Source organism: Terrabacter sp. AAH1 (assembly GCF_054456855.1).
Genome location: NZ_JBTJJV010000036.1, coordinates 1 through 1,212, shown reverse-complemented (window position 1 = coordinate 1,212; position 1,212 = coordinate 1). Strand labels below are relative to the sequence as shown.

Annotated in this window: 1 rRNA gene; it reads right to left on the bottom strand. The window is 55.2% G+C overall.

From position 1 onward, the window contains the following. Nucleotides 1–49: 49 nt before the first annotated feature. Nucleotides 50–1,212 (bottom strand): 23S ribosomal RNA (locus ACXR8F_RS21520); the annotation flags it as partial.

Below are 1,212 nucleotides of genomic sequence, written 5' to 3'. Positions count from 1 at the left end.
GTTCCCGTTTGTATCTCGGGAACTGCACAGTGGACGCGTAGCATCTTTGTGAGTCAAGTTATCGGCTTATTAGTACCGGTCAGCTCCACACATTGCTGTGCTTCCACATCCGGCCTATCAACCCAGTCGTCTAGCTGGGAGCCTCTCGCCCTCGCGGGCCTGGAAACCTCATCTTGAAACGTGCTTCCCGCTTAGATGCTTTCAGCGGTTATCACTTCCGAACGTAGCTAATCAGCGGTGCCCTTGGCAGGACAACTGACACACCAGAGGTTCGTCCATCCCGGTCCTCTCGTACTAGGGACAGCCTTTCTCAAGTTTCCTACGCGCACAGCGGATAGGGACCGAACTGTCTCACGACGTTCTAAACCCAGCTCGCGTACCGCTTTAATGGGCGAACAGCCCAACCCTTGGGACCTACTCCAGCCCCAGGATGCGACGAGCCGACATCGAGGTGCCAAACCATGCCGTCGATATGGACTCTTGGGCAAGATCAGCCTGTTATCCCCGGGGTACCTTTTATCCGTTGAGCGACGGCGCTTCCACAAGCCACCGCCGGATCACTAGTCCCGACTTTCGTCCCTGCTCGACATGTCTGTCTCACAGTCAAGCTCCCTTGTGCACTTACACTCGAAACCTGATTGCCAACCAGGCTGAGGGAACCTTTGGGCGCCTCCGTTACCTTTTAGGAGGCAACCGCCCCAGTTAAACTACCCACCAGGCACTGTCCCTGATCCGGATCACGGACCGAGGTTAGATATCCAGAACGACCAGAGTGGTATTTCAACGTTGACTCCACCATCACTGACGTGACGGCTTCACAGTCTCCCACCTATCCTACACAAGCCGTACCGAACACCAATACCAAGCTGTAGTAAAGGTCCCGGGGTCTTTCCGTCCTGCTGCGCGTAACGAGCATCTTTACTCGTAGTGCAATTTCGCCGAGTTCGTGGTTGAGACAGTGGAGAAGTCGTTACGCCATTCGTGCAGGTCGGAACTTACCCGACAAGGAATTTCGCTACCTTAGGATGGTTATAGTTACCACCGCCGTTTACTGGCGCTTAAGTTCTCAGCTTCGCCTTGCGGCTAACCGGTCCCCTTAACGTTCCAGCACCGGGCAGGCGTCAGTCCGTATACATCGTCTTGCGACTTGGCACGGACCTGTGTTTTTAGTAAACAGTCGCTTCTCCCTGGTCTCTGCGGCCGATCACGCTC